At 72.4% G+C, this 13,309-nt stretch carries 13 protein-coding genes; 4 read left to right on the top strand and 9 right to left on the bottom strand.

The features are described from left to right. Window positions 1–13: 13 nt before the first annotated feature. From AB0D99_RS08340 to AB0D99_RS08325, 4 genes are all read right to left on the bottom strand, one after another. Window positions 14–778: a tyrosine-protein phosphatase gene (locus tag AB0D99_RS08340; RefSeq protein WP_362358218.1), complete on the bottom strand. Its 765-nt coding sequence runs from the start codon at window positions 776–778 to the stop codon at window positions 14–16. 9 nt (window positions 779–787) lie between these two features. Next, the gene (locus AB0D99_RS08335; protein ID WP_362358377.1) at window positions 788–1,396 is read right to left on the bottom strand and encodes a helix-turn-helix transcriptional regulator; all 609 of its coding nucleotides are present in this window, start codon (window positions 1,394–1,396) and stop codon (window positions 788–790) included. Window positions 1,397–1,791: 395 nt separating this feature from the next. Further along, on the bottom strand, window positions 1,792–2,478 hold the full coding sequence (locus AB0D99_RS08330) for a response regulator (RefSeq protein ID WP_362358217.1): 687 nt from the start codon (window positions 2,476–2,478) through the stop codon (window positions 1,792–1,794). Then, window positions 2,475–4,286, bottom strand: coding sequence for a sensor histidine kinase (locus AB0D99_RS08325; RefSeq protein WP_362358216.1), 1,812 nt, complete (start codon window positions 4,284–4,286; stop codon window positions 2,475–2,477). The genes AB0D99_RS08330 and AB0D99_RS08325 overlap by 4 nt, the downstream gene beginning before the upstream one ends. Window positions 4,287–4,481: 195 nt before the next feature. On the opposite strand from AB0D99_RS08325, the gene AB0D99_RS08320 reads away from it, so the two are divergent. Next, on the top strand, window positions 4,482–5,849 hold the full coding sequence (locus AB0D99_RS08320) for a cation:dicarboxylase symporter family transporter (protein WP_362358215.1): 1,368 nt from the start codon (window positions 4,482–4,484) through the stop codon (window positions 5,847–5,849). 119 nt (window positions 5,850–5,968) lie between these two features. Here AB0D99_RS08320 and AB0D99_RS08315 read toward each other — a convergent pair whose 3' ends face one another. The 3 genes from AB0D99_RS08315 to AB0D99_RS08305 all read right to left on the bottom strand — a co-directional run bounded on the left by AB0D99_RS08315 (window position 5,969) and on the right by AB0D99_RS08305 (window position 9,341). After that, a complete protein-coding gene (locus AB0D99_RS08315) occupies window positions 5,969–7,426 on the bottom strand; it encodes a glycoside hydrolase family 16 protein (protein ID WP_362358214.1) in 1,458 nt (485 codons plus the stop codon). 98 nt (window positions 7,427–7,524) lie between these two features. Then, entirely contained in the window at window positions 7,525–8,424 is a 900-nt protein-coding gene (locus AB0D99_RS08310; protein ID WP_362358213.1) for an aldo/keto reductase, read from the bottom strand. Further along, window positions 8,424–9,341, bottom strand: a complete 918-nt coding sequence (locus AB0D99_RS08305; protein ID WP_362358212.1) for an NAD-dependent epimerase/dehydratase family protein — start codon at window positions 9,339–9,341, stop codon at window positions 8,424–8,426. Before AB0D99_RS08305 ends, AB0D99_RS08310 begins: the two co-directional genes overlap by 1 nt. A 44-nt stretch (window positions 9,342–9,385) precedes the next feature. On the opposite strand from AB0D99_RS08305, the gene AB0D99_RS08300 reads away from it, so the two are divergent. Continuing rightward, window positions 9,386–9,922: an Lrp/AsnC family transcriptional regulator gene (locus AB0D99_RS08300; protein WP_362358211.1), complete on the top strand. Its 537-nt coding sequence runs from the start codon at window positions 9,386–9,388 to the stop codon at window positions 9,920–9,922. 533 nt (window positions 9,923–10,455) lie between these two features. On the opposite strand, the gene AB0D99_RS08295 is transcribed toward AB0D99_RS08300, so the two are convergent. Beyond that, window positions 10,456–10,587, bottom strand: coding sequence for a hypothetical protein (locus AB0D99_RS08295; RefSeq protein WP_362358210.1), 132 nt, complete (start codon window positions 10,585–10,587; stop codon window positions 10,456–10,458). 602 nt (window positions 10,588–11,189) lie between these two features. Here AB0D99_RS08295 and AB0D99_RS08290 point away from each other — a divergent pair. Continuing rightward, window positions 11,190–11,582 carry a MerR family transcriptional regulator gene (locus tag AB0D99_RS08290; RefSeq protein WP_362358209.1) on the top strand — a complete coding sequence of 131 codons (393 nt, stop codon included), beginning with the start codon at window positions 11,190–11,192 and terminating at the stop codon, window positions 11,580–11,582. 4 nt (window positions 11,583–11,586) lie between these two features. Next, window positions 11,587–11,922: a thioredoxin domain-containing protein gene (locus AB0D99_RS08285; protein WP_362358208.1), complete on the top strand. Its 336-nt coding sequence runs from the start codon at window positions 11,587–11,589 to the stop codon at window positions 11,920–11,922. Window positions 11,923–11,989: 67 nt separating this feature from the next. Here the strand turns inward: AB0D99_RS08285 and thrS are convergent, their stop codons facing one another. Then, the gene (thrS, locus tag AB0D99_RS08280; RefSeq protein ID WP_362358376.1) at window positions 11,990–13,300 is read right to left on the bottom strand and encodes a threonine--tRNA ligase; all 1,311 of its coding nucleotides are present in this window, start codon (window positions 13,298–13,300) and stop codon (window positions 11,990–11,992) included. Window positions 13,301–13,309 lie beyond the last annotated feature (9 nt).

The raw sequence follows: 13,309 nt of genomic DNA, 5'->3' as shown, positions 1-13,309 counted from the left end.
AGGGGCTCGTCGATCATGCCGGGCTCCCGGCCTCCGCGCCCGCCGGCTCCACCAGACGCTCGCGGAGGGTCTCCACCACCGCCGGGTCCAGGCCGACGTACCCGGTGACGTACGCCTCCACCGATCCGTACTCCGCGCGCAGGTCGGCGAGGAAGAGCCGCATGATCTCCGCGGGTGCGCGGCCGTACCCCGGCCAGCGCAGCTCCCGCCCCGGGTGGGCCGCGCGCCAGTCGGCGATCAGCCGCTCCGTGGCCAGTTCGGTCAGGGCGAAGTCGTCGAGGATCTGCTCGTCGGAGACGTCGAGGAGGGAGAGCACCACGGCGGCGAGCAGGCCCGTGCGGTCCTTCCCCGAGGCGCAGTGGAAGACGAGCGGTCCTCGCGCGGAGGCGATCACCTCCAGGGCCTCGCGCAGCTCCACCGCGCCGTCGGCCGCCACCTCGGCGAACCGGTCGGCGAGGTAGCGCCACGGGTCGAGGTCCGGGTCGATCTCCGCCTGGTCGTACGGCCGGTGCTCGATGCTCAGGTTGTGCCAGGCGATCCCGTCGGTCTGCGGTGTCTCCGGCATACGGCCCTTGGCCGAGATCTCCCACGGGTAGCGCAGGTCGATCACGGCGGAGACGCCGAGCTCCTGGAAGCGGTCCAGGTCGGGGCCGCGCAGCTTGGCGAGCGAGTCGGACCGGTAGAGGGCCCCCCAACGGACGCTTCCACCGTCGGCGGTCCGATAGCCGCCCAGGTCACGGAAGTTGTGGAGGTCGTCGAAGTCGATGTGTCGTCTCACCTCCACACCTTATGGTCCGACCAACTCCCAGAAACGGTCGACGATTTCGTCCAGATACGCCCGGCCCGAGTCCCCGCTGTCACCCGAGGCGCCCCAGCTGCTGGTGGCCGCCATCCTCGCGTGGTAGTCGGTGTGCAGCCGCTGCAGCGCGGACTCCAGCGTCCGCTTCGGTATCGGCAGCAGCTTCACGACCGGGCGCACGTACGCCTGCCAGCGGGTCGTGGCCGCGTCACGCAGCAGCTGGGCCAGGTCCTCGTTCCTGCCCGTCGCCGTGAGCAGCGCGCGCGGCCCGAGGCCGAGGACCTCGGCGAGGGCCGAGGTCTGGCGCTCGTTGCCGCGCCAGCGGCCCGACTCCTCCATCCGCAGATAGCCGGGCGCGTCGAGACCCACCCGCCGGGCCAGGTCGTCCGGGGCCAGGCCACGCGCCATCCGGTGCTCGCGGAGGGTGGTGGCGGCCGCGATCAGCTCGCCGGGAGCGCACCAGAGGACGCCCGCGAGCGCGGTGAGCTCCTGGGTGGTCGGCGCGAGCCGGCCGCGTTCCCAGGCGACGACGGTGTCCGGGGTGGTCGCGAGGCCGTACTGCGCGCGCAGGCCGTAGGCGACGTGGCCCGGCGCCATGCCGAGGCCCTCGCGCAGTCGGCGCGCGGCGAGCGCGTTGAAGGGTGGGGAGGGAGGGGAGGGTTGCACCCTGGAACGGTAGATGCGGAACGTCACCATTGGCTACGGTGTGTTCACCCAAGGCCAGAGTCCGTAGAAACGTCGGAACCGGTCGGTAACAATCCGTATCGATCATCGTCGCGTTCGGTAACCGGAGGGCGGTGTCCGATCCCCGAGCACGATGGCGACTCGGCGGCCGACCGTCCGGCCGAACCGGCGGGCATGGGGCCGGCTCAGTGGCCGACCGTCAGGGATGGCGCGCGTCCAGCGGCCGACCGTCGGGCACGGCGCGCGTCCAGCGGCCGACCGTCGGGCACGGCGCCCGTCCAGCGGTCGATCGCCGGGCAGCCGCCGGCTCAGCGGCCGATGGTCGTGATCCACCGGTACTGCAGCTCCGGCCGACCGATCTGCCCGTACTGCGGCGCCCGCGCCGCCCGCCCGTCCGTGACCAGGTGCTCCAGGTAGCGGCGCGCGGTGATCCGGGAGATCCCGACGGCCGCCCCCGCCTCGGCCGCGGTCAGACCGTCCGGGGCGTCCCGGAGCGTGCGGGTGACGGCCTCCAGCGTCGGGGCGCTCAGCCCCTTGGGCAGCGAGGCGGGCTGCGGGGTGCGGAGCGTCGCGAGGGCCCGGTCCACCTCGTCCTGTCCCGACGCCTCACCGGCGGCGGCGCGGAACTCGGCGTAGCGGGTGAGCCGGTCCCGCAGGGTCGCGAAGGTGAACGGCTTCAGGACGTACTGGACGACCCCGAGGGAGACCCCTTCGCGGACGATCGCGAGATCGCGGGCCGAGGTGACGGCGATGACGTCGGCCGAGTGCCCGCCGGCGCGCAAGGACCGCAGCAGCTGCAGGCCGTGGCCGTCGGGGAGGTACAGATCGAGCAGGATCAGGTCGACGGGCAGCCGGTCGAGGACGCGCACGGCGGCCGCCCGCGAGTGCGCCACCGCGACGACCGTGAAGCCGGACACCCGCCCGGCGTAGAGCGCGTGGGCGTCGGCGGCGACGGGGTCGTCCTCGACGACCAGCACGCGGATGTCCTCCTTCATGCCGACACCTCCGCGCCGGTGGGGCCGGTCGCGGCCGTCGAGGCCGCGCCGGGAGCGGTCGGAGCGGTCGGAGCGGTCGGAGCGGTCGCGCCGGGAGCGGTCGGGGCGGGCGCCGGCCCGGCCGGGCGCGGCCCGTGGGGCGGCTCCGCTGCCGGGTCCGGCCAGGTGTCCCCGGTCCGCGGCGCCGGTTCGGGGCCGGACTCCGTCGCCCGTCCCGCCCCCGCCTCCGTGGTCAGCGGCAGTCGTACGGTGAACTCCGCGCCGCCCTCCGGGGCCCGGGCCAGGAACACCGTGCCCCCGGCCCGCGTCGTCGCCTGGCGGACCAGGGCGAGACCGAGGCCGCGGCCGGGGCCCCGGGTCGACCAACCGCGGTCGAAGACCGCCTCCGGGTCGCCCGTGTCGATCCCCGGGCCCGTGTCGGAGACCTTGAGGAGGAGCTCGCCGCCGTGGGTGCGGGCCGTGACCGTCACCTGCCCCTGCGGCGTGCCGCTGGCCGCCTCGACCGCGTTGTCGATGAGATTGCCGAGGATCGTGACCAGGTCCCGGGACGGCAGCCCCGGCGGCAGCAGTCCGTCGTCGATGCGGCTCTCCTCGGTCAGGACCAGCTCCACCCCCGACTCGTTGGCCTGCGCCGCCTTGCCGAGCAGCAGCGCCGCCAGGACCGGCTCGCCGACCGCGTCGACCACCCGGTCGGTGAGTGCCTGCGCCAGCTCCAGCTCGGCCGTTGCGAAGCCCACGGCCTCGTCCACCCGGCCCAGCTCGATCAGCGAGACGACCGTGTGCAGCCGGTTCGCCGCCTCGTGGGCCTGGGAGCGAAGCGCCTGGGTGAACCCCCGCTCGGAGGTCAACTCGCCTGCCAGCGCCTGCAGTTCGGTGCGGTCCCGCAGCGTGACGACCGTCCCGCGGCGCTCCCCGCCCACCACCGGACGGGTGTTGACCACCAGCACGCGCTCGGCCGTCAGATGCAGCTCGTCCACCCGAGGCTCCGAGGCCAGCAGCGCGCTGGTCAGCGAGACCGGCAGCCCCAGCTCCGCCGCCGACCGGCCCACCACGTCGGCGCCGAGGCCGAGCAGCTCCCGCGCGCCGTCGTTGATGAGCGCGATCCGTCGCTGACCGTCCAGCATCACGAGCCCCTCGGACACCGCATGCAGCGCGGCCTCGTGGTAGTCGTGCATCCGGCTCAACTCGGCGGCGTTCATGCCGTGCGTGTGCCGCCGCAGCCGGGCGTTGATGACGTACGTACCGAGACCGCCCAGCGCCAGCGCCGCCCCCGCCATCCCGAGCAGGGCCGTCACCTGCTCCCGTACCTGCTCGCTGATCTTCTCGATCGTGATGCCCGAGCTGACCAGGCCGACGACGCGCCCGTCGTCGAGGACCGGCGCGACCGCCCGGACCGAACGGCCCAGGGTGCCCATGTGCGTCTCGGAGAAGGTCGTCCCCTTCAGGGCCGGCTCGATGTGACCGAGGTACGTACGGCCGATCTGGTCGGGCTCGGGATGCGTCCAGCGCGTGCCGTCCGGAGCCATGATCACCACGAACGCGACCCCGGAGTGCCGTCGCAGCGATTCGGCGTACGGCTGGAGCCGCGCGCTCGGGTCCGCGGATCCGGCGGCCTCCACCACCGAGGGGGACTCGGCGACGGCCGTGGCGAGCGCGGTGACCTGGCGGGTCGCGGTCTCCTCGGCCTGGGCGCGGTCCGTGAGGTAGGCGAAGACGGCGCACCCGGCCACGATCGCGGCCACCAGCACGACCTGCATCGCGAAGAGCTGGCCGGCGAGGCTCCGAGGCCGGGGGACGGGTATGCGCATGTCGGTAAGTGTGCACCGCCGGATTTGCGACGGGTAATCCCGTTCCCGAATCGTTCCCGGCGACAGGCTCGGTCGTCGACGGCCGTGGTTCGGTCGTGAACGAAAGGAACGCAAGGGTGACCCGGGTCACAGGGTGATGGATATTCGCTGGGATCCACCGGGACGTGGACACCCCATCAGCGCGAGGAGGACCCCGTGGCCGCAGCACAACGGGACCGTACCCACTATCTGTATCTGGCAGTCATCGCCGCCGTCGTACTCGGCATCACGGTCGGGTTCGTGGCGCCGGGCGTCGCCGTCGAGCTCAAGCCGCTGGGCACCGGCTTCGTGAACCTGATCAAGATGATGATCTCGCCGATCATCTTCTGCACGATCGTCCTCGGCGTCGGCTCGGTCCGGAAGGCCGCGAAGGTCGGCGCGGTCGGCGGACTCGCGCTCGGGTACTTCCTCGTGATGTCGACCGTGGCCCTCGCCATCGGTCTTCTCGTGGGCAACCTCCTGGACCCCGGCTCCAGCCTCCACCTCACCAAGGAGGTCGCCGAGGCCGGCGCCAAGCAGGCCGACGGGGCGAGCGAGTCCACCGTGGACTTCCTCCTCGGGATCATCCCCAAGACCCTGGTCTCCGCCTTCACGGAGGGCGAGGTCCTGCAGACCCTCCTCGTCGCCCTCCTCGCGGGCTTCGCGCTCCAGGCCATGGGCAAGACCGGTGAGCCGGTCCTGCGCGGCATCGGGCACATCCAGCGGCTGGTCTTCCGCATCCTCGCCATGATCATGTGGGCGGCCCCGATCGGCGCCTTCGGCGCCATCGCGGCGGTCGTCGGCGCGACCGGCGTCGACGCGCTGAAGTCCCTCGCGGTCATCATGATCGGCTTCTACGTGACCTGCGCCCTCTTCGTCTTCGTGGTGCTCGGCGCACTGCTGCGCATGGTCGCCGGGGTCAACATCCTCGCGCTGCTGAAGTACCTCGGCCGCGAGTTCCTGCTGATCCTCTCCACCTCGTCCTCCGAGTCGGCGCTGCCGCGGCTCATCGCCAAGATGGAGCACCTGGGCGTCAGCAAGCCCGTCGTCGGCATCACCGTGCCGACCGGCTACTCCTTCAACCTGGACGGCACGGCGATCTACCTGACGATGGCCTCGCTCTTCGTCGCCGAGGCGATGGGGAACCCGCTCTCGCTCGCCGAGCAGGTCAGCCTCCTGGTCTTCATGATCATCGCGTCGAAGGGTGCGGCGGGCGTCACCGGCGCCGGGCTCGCGACCCTCGCCGGCGGCCTCCAGTCGCACCGTCCCGAGCTGGTCGACGGCGTCGGCCTGATCGTCGGCATCGACCGCTTCATGAGCGAGGCCCGCGCCCTGACGAACTTCGCCGGCAACGCGGTCGCGACCGTCCTCGTCGGCACCTGGACCAAGGAGATCGACAAGGCCCGGGTCACCGAGGTCCTGGCCGGCCGGGTCCCGTTCGACGAGAAGACCCTGGTCGACGACCACGCCCCGGCCGACTCCGTGCCCGACCAGCGCGCCGACGGTCCCGAGGAGGGCGTGGAGAAGGTCCGGGCCGGCGTCTGACGCCTCCCGGGTCCCGGGCCTTGAGCCGGATCCGGGCCCCGGGGAGAGGGACGACCCCGGCCGCACACGGCCGGGGTCGTCCTGCTCGTATCGCGCTCACCGCCTCCCGGCGCGCCGGGTCACGAGAACGGAATCCTGACCACCGACTGGTTGCCGACGCCGACCGTGCTCGGCCCGTTCCCGATCGCGGTCCACACCTCGATCCGGACCCGTCCGTTCACCAGGTTCCCGTGGCTGCCGGTCACCGACCGCACGCCCCTCGCCTGGGTGTAGTGCTCCCAGCCCGGTACGGGATCGGTGGCGAAGTACTGGTACGTCTCCACCCGCTCCCAGCTCCCGTCCCCCGTACGGTCGTAACTCACCCGCACCTGCTGCCCGTTGGCGACCACCGACCCGGCGTCCACGAACAGGTCGAACTCCGTCGACCCGCCGTTGTACGTCCGGGTGATCGGGCCCGAGGTGAACACCTGCGCGTTGGCCGGGGTGCCGTCGTGGTTGGCACCGCCCGCCGAGGCCAGGGTCGCGGCGGAGGCGGCCGACTGGGCGTCACCCGCGCCGGCTCCCGTCCGCAGGTAGAGCTGCGCGGAGCCCGAGGGCGGGGGAGTCGTCGGCGGGGTGGTCGGCGGGGTCGTGCCGCCGCCCTTCGTCCACACCGCCACGTAGTCGACGAGCATCGGGCGGCCGGACACCGTCGCCGCCGTCGGCGTCTTCCCGGCGAGCGCGTCCGGGAACGCCCCGCCCATCGCCACGTTCAGCAGGATGAAGTAGCCGGCGTGACTGGTCATGTCGGCCCACGCCTGCGCGCCGACACGGGTCTCGTTCACGCTGTGGAAGAGCTGGTCGTCCACGTACCAGCGCAGCTCGTTGGGAGAGGTCGAGCGGTCCCACTCGAAGCGGTACGTGTGGAAGGCCGACTGGCAGCTCGCGCCGGGGCAGGTGCGGCTGGCGCCGATACCGGTCGTCTCCCCGCAGGGCCCGCCCGGGTTCACCCCGCAGTGCAGCACGCCCCAGACCGAGTTGAGGCCGTTGACGTTCTCCATGATGTCGAACTCGCCGATGGCCGGCCAGTTCCAGTAGTTGCCCCGGTAGGGCGCGCCGAGCGCCCAGAAGGCGGGCCAGTAGCCGAGGGCCGCCTCTCCGGTCACGTTCGGCATCTGGATCCGGCCCTCGATGCGCAGGGTCCCGCCCGCGGGCGCCTTGAAGTCGGCGCGCTTCGTCTCGATGCGCGCCGAGGTCCAGTTGCCCGCGCCGTCCTTGAGCGGGGTGATCCGCAGGTTGCCGGTGCCGTCGAGGCGCAGGTTGTCGGGGCTCGACGTGTAGTTCTGGATCTCTCCCGTGCCCCAGTTGGCGGGGCCGCCCGGGTATCCGTGGCCGGTGTCGATCTGCCAGTCGGCCGCGTTCGGCAGGGCGCGGTCGGGGCCGTCGAAGTCGTCGCTCCACTGGAGCGACCAGCCGGGCGCCGGGGGAGGGACGGCGCCGCTGGCGGTACCGGCCCCGCCCAGACCGAGCAGGGCGGTCGTGGCGAGGGCGGCGGCGAGGAGAGAGGCGAGCAGGGGGGTGCGTCGGACGCGGCTCAAGGAGAACACCTCCGGTGGGGGCTGAGCGCCTGAGAGCGCTCTCAGGAGGCTTTTGTAGTTGGAGACACCGGCCCCGTCAATGGGTCTCGTGCCTTCGGTTACTGAACGCCCAGCTCGGCCAACTCGGCTGTATCCAGCACGAGTTCGGCAGCCGCAGCCGAATCCCTCACCGTCTCCGGACGGCTCGCCCCCGGGATCGGCAGAACCGTCTCCGACCGTGCCAGCAGCCAGGCGAGCGCCACCCGCTGCGGACTCACCCCACGCGCCCGCGCCACCCGGTGGAACCCCCCGAACTCCGGATCCGCCGCCAGGGCCGACGCCCCGTCCAGCGAACTGCGCGAGATCCCGCCCAGCGGACTCCACGGCATGAAGGCCAGACCGAGCTCCGCGCAGAGCCGCAGCTCCGCCTCGGACGTCCGCACGGCGGGGGAGTAGCGGTTCTGCACGGAGACCAGCCGGTCACCCAGGATCTCCCGCGCGAGCCGGATCTGCGCCGTGTCCACATTGGAGATCCCGGCCAGCCGGATCGTGCCCGCGTCCAGCAACTCCCGCACCGCGCCCAGCGATTCGGCGTACGGCACGGCCGGATCCGGCTTGTGCAGCTGGTACAGCCCGATCGCCTCGACCCCGAGCCGTCGCGCGGACGCCTCGGCCGCCCGCCGCAGGTGGGCGGGGGTGCCGTCGACGGTCCACCCGCCGTCGGCCGTCCGGCCCCGGCCGCCCTTCGTGGCGACCAGCACCTCGTCCGTCCCGCTCCCGCCCCGGCCGCGACCCCCGTACGCGGCCAGGGCCCGCGCCACCAGCAGTTCGCCCTCACCCGGCTCGCCGCCCGGCGGGTGGTACGAATCCGCCGTGTCGAGCAGCGTCACCCCCGCGTCGAGCGCCGCGTGGACGGTGGCGACGGCGCGCGCCTCGTCGGGACGGCCCTCGATCGACAACGGCATCGCACCGAGACCGACCGCCCCGACACGTACGTTTCCGAGCATCCGGTACCGCATCAGCGCGCCCCCAGCGTCTCGGAGAGGGCCCGCGACAGCCACTGCGCGGAGTCCGAGAACGAGAAACCGAGAGCCGTCGCACGGGAGTTGTCCATTCCGTACGAGCGGGTGAAGGAGAACGGTGACACCTCGCCGACCTCCACCTCCTGGAGAACGGTCCTTCCGCCCACCTGCCGCTCGATCTCGGCGCACATGTCGGCGGTGGTGAGCGGACCATGGGAATGGGCGTTGACCGGCCCGGTGAATTCGGCCTCCACCGCCCACGCCAGGAATTCCGCTATCTCCTCGACGTACACATAGGTGGCCGGACGGTTCACGGCCGGCACGGCGATCGGCTCACCCGCCCGAATGCGGCGGGCATAATGCTCGACCCGCCCCGTGAAATCGTCCTCGCCGCCCAGCACATGGGCGACCCGCACAGCCGTGTACGGGAACGGCGGCGCGGCCGCGAAGACCGCCTCGGCCTGCCGCTTCCCCTCCCCGTAGTGCGCGCCGAGGAACCCCTCGTCCTCCCAGGGCAGGTCGAGATCGACGGCGACCGCACGCGGATCGACCGCCTCCTCCCGTACGGGCGCGGCCGAGTCCTCGTACTCGTACACCTCCACGGTCGACGTCATCACATAGCGCCGCGCGCGCCGGCCGAACACCCGCCGGGCGATGGCGGCCTGACGCGGGGTGTAGCAGACCTGGTCGACGACGACATCGAAAGTCCGGTCACCGAGCACGGATTCCAGAGCGGCCTCGTCGTTCCGGTCGGCGATCAGCTGCTCGACCGGGAGCGGGGCTCCGGCCCCGACACCCGCCGGGGCAGGGGAAGAACCCCGGTTGAGAATCGTCACGACGTGTCCGGAATCCAGAAGGCGGGCGGTCAACCGCTTTCCGACATAGCGGTTCCCGCCGATGATCAGAATGTTCATGCGCCAAGTGTTACGTTGTGCGCGCGCCGTCTGAAGGGGGAATCATGGGAGTTCCGGCCGCCGCACCGAAGGAACCACGGCATCTGCGCTCCGCCGCCGACGAAACGTCGGGAGCCGGCTTCGACCCCATCGACCGGCAGATCCTGGAGCTCGTCCAGACCGACGGCCGCATCAAGCTCAGCGAACTCGGCCGGCGCGTCCGCCTGAGTCCCGCGGCCGTCACCGAGCGGGTCCGCCGCCTGGAGGCGTCCGGGGCGATCACCGGATACGGAGCCCACGTCTCCCCGTCCCGGCTCGGCTACGGCATCCAGGCGTTCATCCGCGTCAACCCGCACGGCGGCTACACCCTCAAGCACCCCCGGACCCTCGAACTCACCGCGCGTCCCGAGATCCGCGAGGTCCACCACGTGGTGGGCGAGGACTGCTGGATCCTCAAGGTCGCCGTCACCGACACGATCCACCTCGAAGAGATCCTGGAACAGGTTTCGGCGCTGGGCCGGACGACGACCTCGATCGTCCTGTCGTCCCCGGTGGACCGCAAACCCCTGCCACCTCCGGGCGCCGTCGGCACGAGCGGATAGGCGACGGGGGTTTGCCGGGGCTCTCGGGGCTCTCGGGGCTGGGGGTTCGGGGCTCCTGGCTTTGGGGGGTCTCGGGTCTCTGGTCTCTGAGGGTCTTGGTGTGGGCGGTCAGGCGAGTTCCTGGCTCGGCCGCCCTCGTTCCGAGTGTGGCGACCGGAGGCGGTGCGTCAAGGGCGCTCCTCCGTCGCGTCGGCTCCGCCGATTCCGCTCCGCTCCACCCTTGACCCACCGCCTCCGGTCGCCTTTTCACACTCGGAGGGCGGCCGGGGGGCGTGGCCACGCGACAACTCCCCTGGACTGGCCCGGAGATCGGCGCCTGCGGGTGTGCGGGTGGTGCGCGGCAGTTGAATGGGGCGGTGACGGCACCGGCTCAGCGTGCCGAGGCGAGTGAGCGGCTGGGCCTCATGCCCCGCTGGTCACTCGGGGTGGGTGGCAGGGAGGTGAATGCCTCGCTGGTCTCTCGGGGTGGGTGGCAGGGACGCGCCTGCTCCGCCGGTCACTCGGGAGGGGCGGCAGGGGGAATGCCGCGCTCGTCACTCACGGGCGGTGGGCGGGGTCGCCCGGGCGCCGACGGTCCGCCGGCGGTGTACGCCTTCGAGCGGGGCCCAGCCCCGGTCGGCGATCTCGTCGCCGAACTCGCTGCGCCGCCCTTCCCCGCCCTCCATCGATGTGGAGCCGACAGCTGGCGACCGCAACTCTCCACTACTCGCGGTAACTTCAGCGCGATCCGCCTCCTTGGGCCGGATGACGGCGAGTCGTGGAGAGAAAGGGACCCATCGCGATCGAACCACCCCACCCCCCACCGGGAGTGACCAGCGGGGCATGAGTCCCGGCCACGCACCCGGCTCAGCACGCTGAGCCGGTGCCGTCACCGCCCCATTCCACTGCCGCGCAACACCACCCACACACCCGCAGTCGCCGGGCCGAGCGGCACCGCTCCCGGGCGTTTCCGCGTGGCCACGCCCCGGGCCGCCCTCCGAGTGTGAAAAGGCGGCCGGAGCCGGGCGGTCAAGGGTGGAGCGAAGCGGAATCGGCGGAGCCGACGCGACGGAGGAGCGCCCTTGAGGGCCCGGCGGAGGGCGCCACACTCGGAGAGAGGGCGGCCGAGCCAGAAGCCCGCGACCCCGCTCCGCCCAAGACCCCACCCCACGTCCCACCTTCAGCTCCGACTCGACCTCACCTCACCTCACCCCACCCCCCAACCGGGGCACCTCGTCGATTCCGGCCGCTTGCCTTGACGTCGGCGTCAAGGCTTACGTTTCGGTCCATGCGAATCGGCGAGCTGGCCGAGCGGGCCGGAACCACCACGCGGACTCTGCGCTACTACGAGTCCCGGGGCCTTCTGGCCGCCCGGCGGGCGGAGAACGGCTACCGCACCTACGACGAGGACGACCTGCGGCTCCTCCAGCAGATCAGGACCCTGCAGGACTTCGGGTTCGAGCTGGAGGAGACCCGGCCGTTCGTCGACTGCCTGCGGGCGGGGCACCCGGCGGGGGACGCCTGTCCCGCCTCGCTCGACGTGTACCGGCGCAAGCTCGCGGAGCTGGACGGACTCGTCGAGCAGCTGCAGGCGGTGCGCGCCCAGGTCGCCGCGCAGCTGCTGAGGGCCGAGGCGGAACTGCCCGGCGGCCCGGAACCCACCTGTGAACTCGGAGGATGACGGAATGATCCGGACAGATGGTGTCACCGAGGTGACGGACGCCGATTTCGACGCCGAGGTCCTCGGCGCGGAGCTGCCGGTCCTGGTGAAGTTCACCGCGGACTGGTGCGGGCCCTGCCGCCAGCTCGGCCCGGTGCTCGGCGCGGTCGCCGAGGAGGAGGCGGACCGGCTGAGGATCGTCCAGCTGGACGTGGACAGGAACCCGGAGACCCCGGCGCGGTACGGAGTCCTCGCGACGCCGACGCTGATGGTGTTCCGGGCGGGCGAACCCGTGAAGTCGCTGGTGGGTGCCCGCCCGAAGCGCCGGCTCCTGGCGGAGCTGGAGGACGTGCTCGTGTAGGGCCGCGAACGCCCGAACCGTCCCCGGCTCGTCCCACAGCTCGGCCCTCCGCGCCCGTCCGAACCGTCTACACCCCGTCCCACAGCTCGGTGCTGTGCGCGCGGACGAGGTGCTCCATCCGGTCGAGGAACTCGTCCGAGGGCAGTGCGTCGAGGCGGCGGCCGTCTCGCAGGCGCGGTGCCACGAGGCCGTCGGCCGCCTCCTTCGCGCCCACGACCGCCTGGTACGGGACGAGGCGTGCCTCCCGGATGCGGGCGCCCAGGGTGCCGCGCTCCGGGCCCACGACCTCGGCCCGCAGGCCGCGTTCGGTGCACCGGGCGGCCAGCGCGTCGGCGGCCGGCAGCTGGGAGTCGGAGAGGGGCAGGACGGTCAGTTGGACGGGGGCGAGCCAGGCCGGGAAGGCGCCCCCGTGGTGGTCGAGGAGGTGGGCGACGGCCCGTTCCACGCTGCCGACGACGCTGCGGTGGATCATGACCGGCCGGTGCTTGGCGCCGTCGGCCCCGATGTAGTGCAGTCCGAAGCGTTCGGGCTGGTGGAAGTCGATCTGCACGGTCGACAGGGTCGACTCCCGCCCCGCTCCGTCGGCGACCTGCACGTCGATCTTCGGCCCGTAGAACGCGGCCTCGCCCTCGGCGGCCTCGTACGCGATCCCGGAGGCGTCGAGCACGTCGCGCAGGAGCGCGGTGGACCGTTCCCACAGCTCGGGTGCGGCGACGTACTTGCCGCCGGGCCCGGGGAGCGAGAGCCGGTACCGGGCCGGTGCGATGCCCATCGCCGCGTACGCCCGCCGGATCAGCTCCAGGGCCGCCGCGGCCTCCTCCGCGACCTGGTCGAGGGTGCAGAAGATGTGGGCGTCGTTCAGCTGGATGGCCCGGACCCGGGTCAACCCGCCGAGCACACCGGAGAGTTCGGAGCGGTACATGCCGCCGAGTTCGGCCATCCGCAGGGGCAGTTCGCGGTAGCTGTGCGCGCGGGAGCGGTAGATCACCGCGTGGTGCGGGCAGAGGCTCGGCCGCAGGACGACCTGCTCGCCGCCGAGATCCATGGGCGGGAACATGTCGTCGCTGTAGTGGGACCAGTGCCCGGAGATCTCGTACAGCTCCCGTTTGCCGAGGACGGGCGAGTACACGTGCCGGTACCCGGCCCGCCGCTCCACCTCCCGGACGTACTCCTCCAGGGAATGCCGTACGACCGCTCCGGCGGGCAGCCAGTAGGGCAGACCGGCCCCGATGAGCGGGTCGGTGTCGAACAGGTCCAGCTCGCGGCCGAGCCTGCGGTGGTCGTGGTGCATGGCGTCCTCCTGGGGTGCTCGCCGGGGGGCGAGCGGCCGGGGACGACGAAGCCCCGGGGCGCTCGGCCCCGGGGCTTCGTGACGTATGGACAGCGG

It is taken from the genome of Streptomyces sp. NPDC047971 (assembly GCF_040653355.1).
Classification (GTDB): Bacteria; Actinomycetota; Actinomycetes; order Streptomycetales; family Streptomycetaceae; genus Streptomyces.
The sequence above is the reverse complement of the archived record's forward strand: the minus strand, read 5'-3'. Positions and strand labels throughout refer to the sequence as shown.

Coding starts and splice junctions, on each gene's coding strand:
- AB0D99_RS08335 (WP_362358377.1), bottom strand. CDS start 1,396: ATGGCGCCGGGCCACGTCGCCTACGGCCTGCGCGCGCAGTACGGCCTC.
- AB0D99_RS08330 (WP_362358217.1), bottom strand. CDS start 2,478: ATGAAGGAGGACATCCGCGTGCTGGTCGTCGAGGACGACCCCGTCGCC.
- AB0D99_RS08325 (WP_362358216.1), bottom strand. CDS start 4,286: ATGCGCATACCCGTCCCCCGGCCTCGGAGCCTCGCCGGCCAGCTCTTC.
- AB0D99_RS08310 (WP_362358213.1), bottom strand. CDS start 8,424: ATGCGGTACCGGATGCTCGGAAACGTACGTGTCGGGGCGGTCGGTCTC.
- AB0D99_RS08305 (WP_362358212.1), bottom strand. CDS start 9,341: ATGAACATTCTGATCATCGGCGGGAACCGCTATGTCGGAAAGCGGTTG.
- AB0D99_RS08300 (WP_362358211.1), top strand. CDS start 9,386: ATGGGAGTTCCGGCCGCCGCACCGAAGGAACCACGGCATCTGCGCTCC.
- AB0D99_RS08295 (WP_362358210.1), bottom strand. CDS start 10,587: ATGGAGGGCGGGGAAGGGCGGCGCAGCGAGTTCGGCGACGAGATCGCC.
- AB0D99_RS08290 (WP_362358209.1), top strand. CDS start 11,190: ATGCGAATCGGCGAGCTGGCCGAGCGGGCCGGAACCACCACGCGGACT.
- AB0D99_RS08285 (WP_362358208.1), top strand. CDS start 11,587: ATGATCCGGACAGATGGTGTCACCGAGGTGACGGACGCCGATTTCGAC.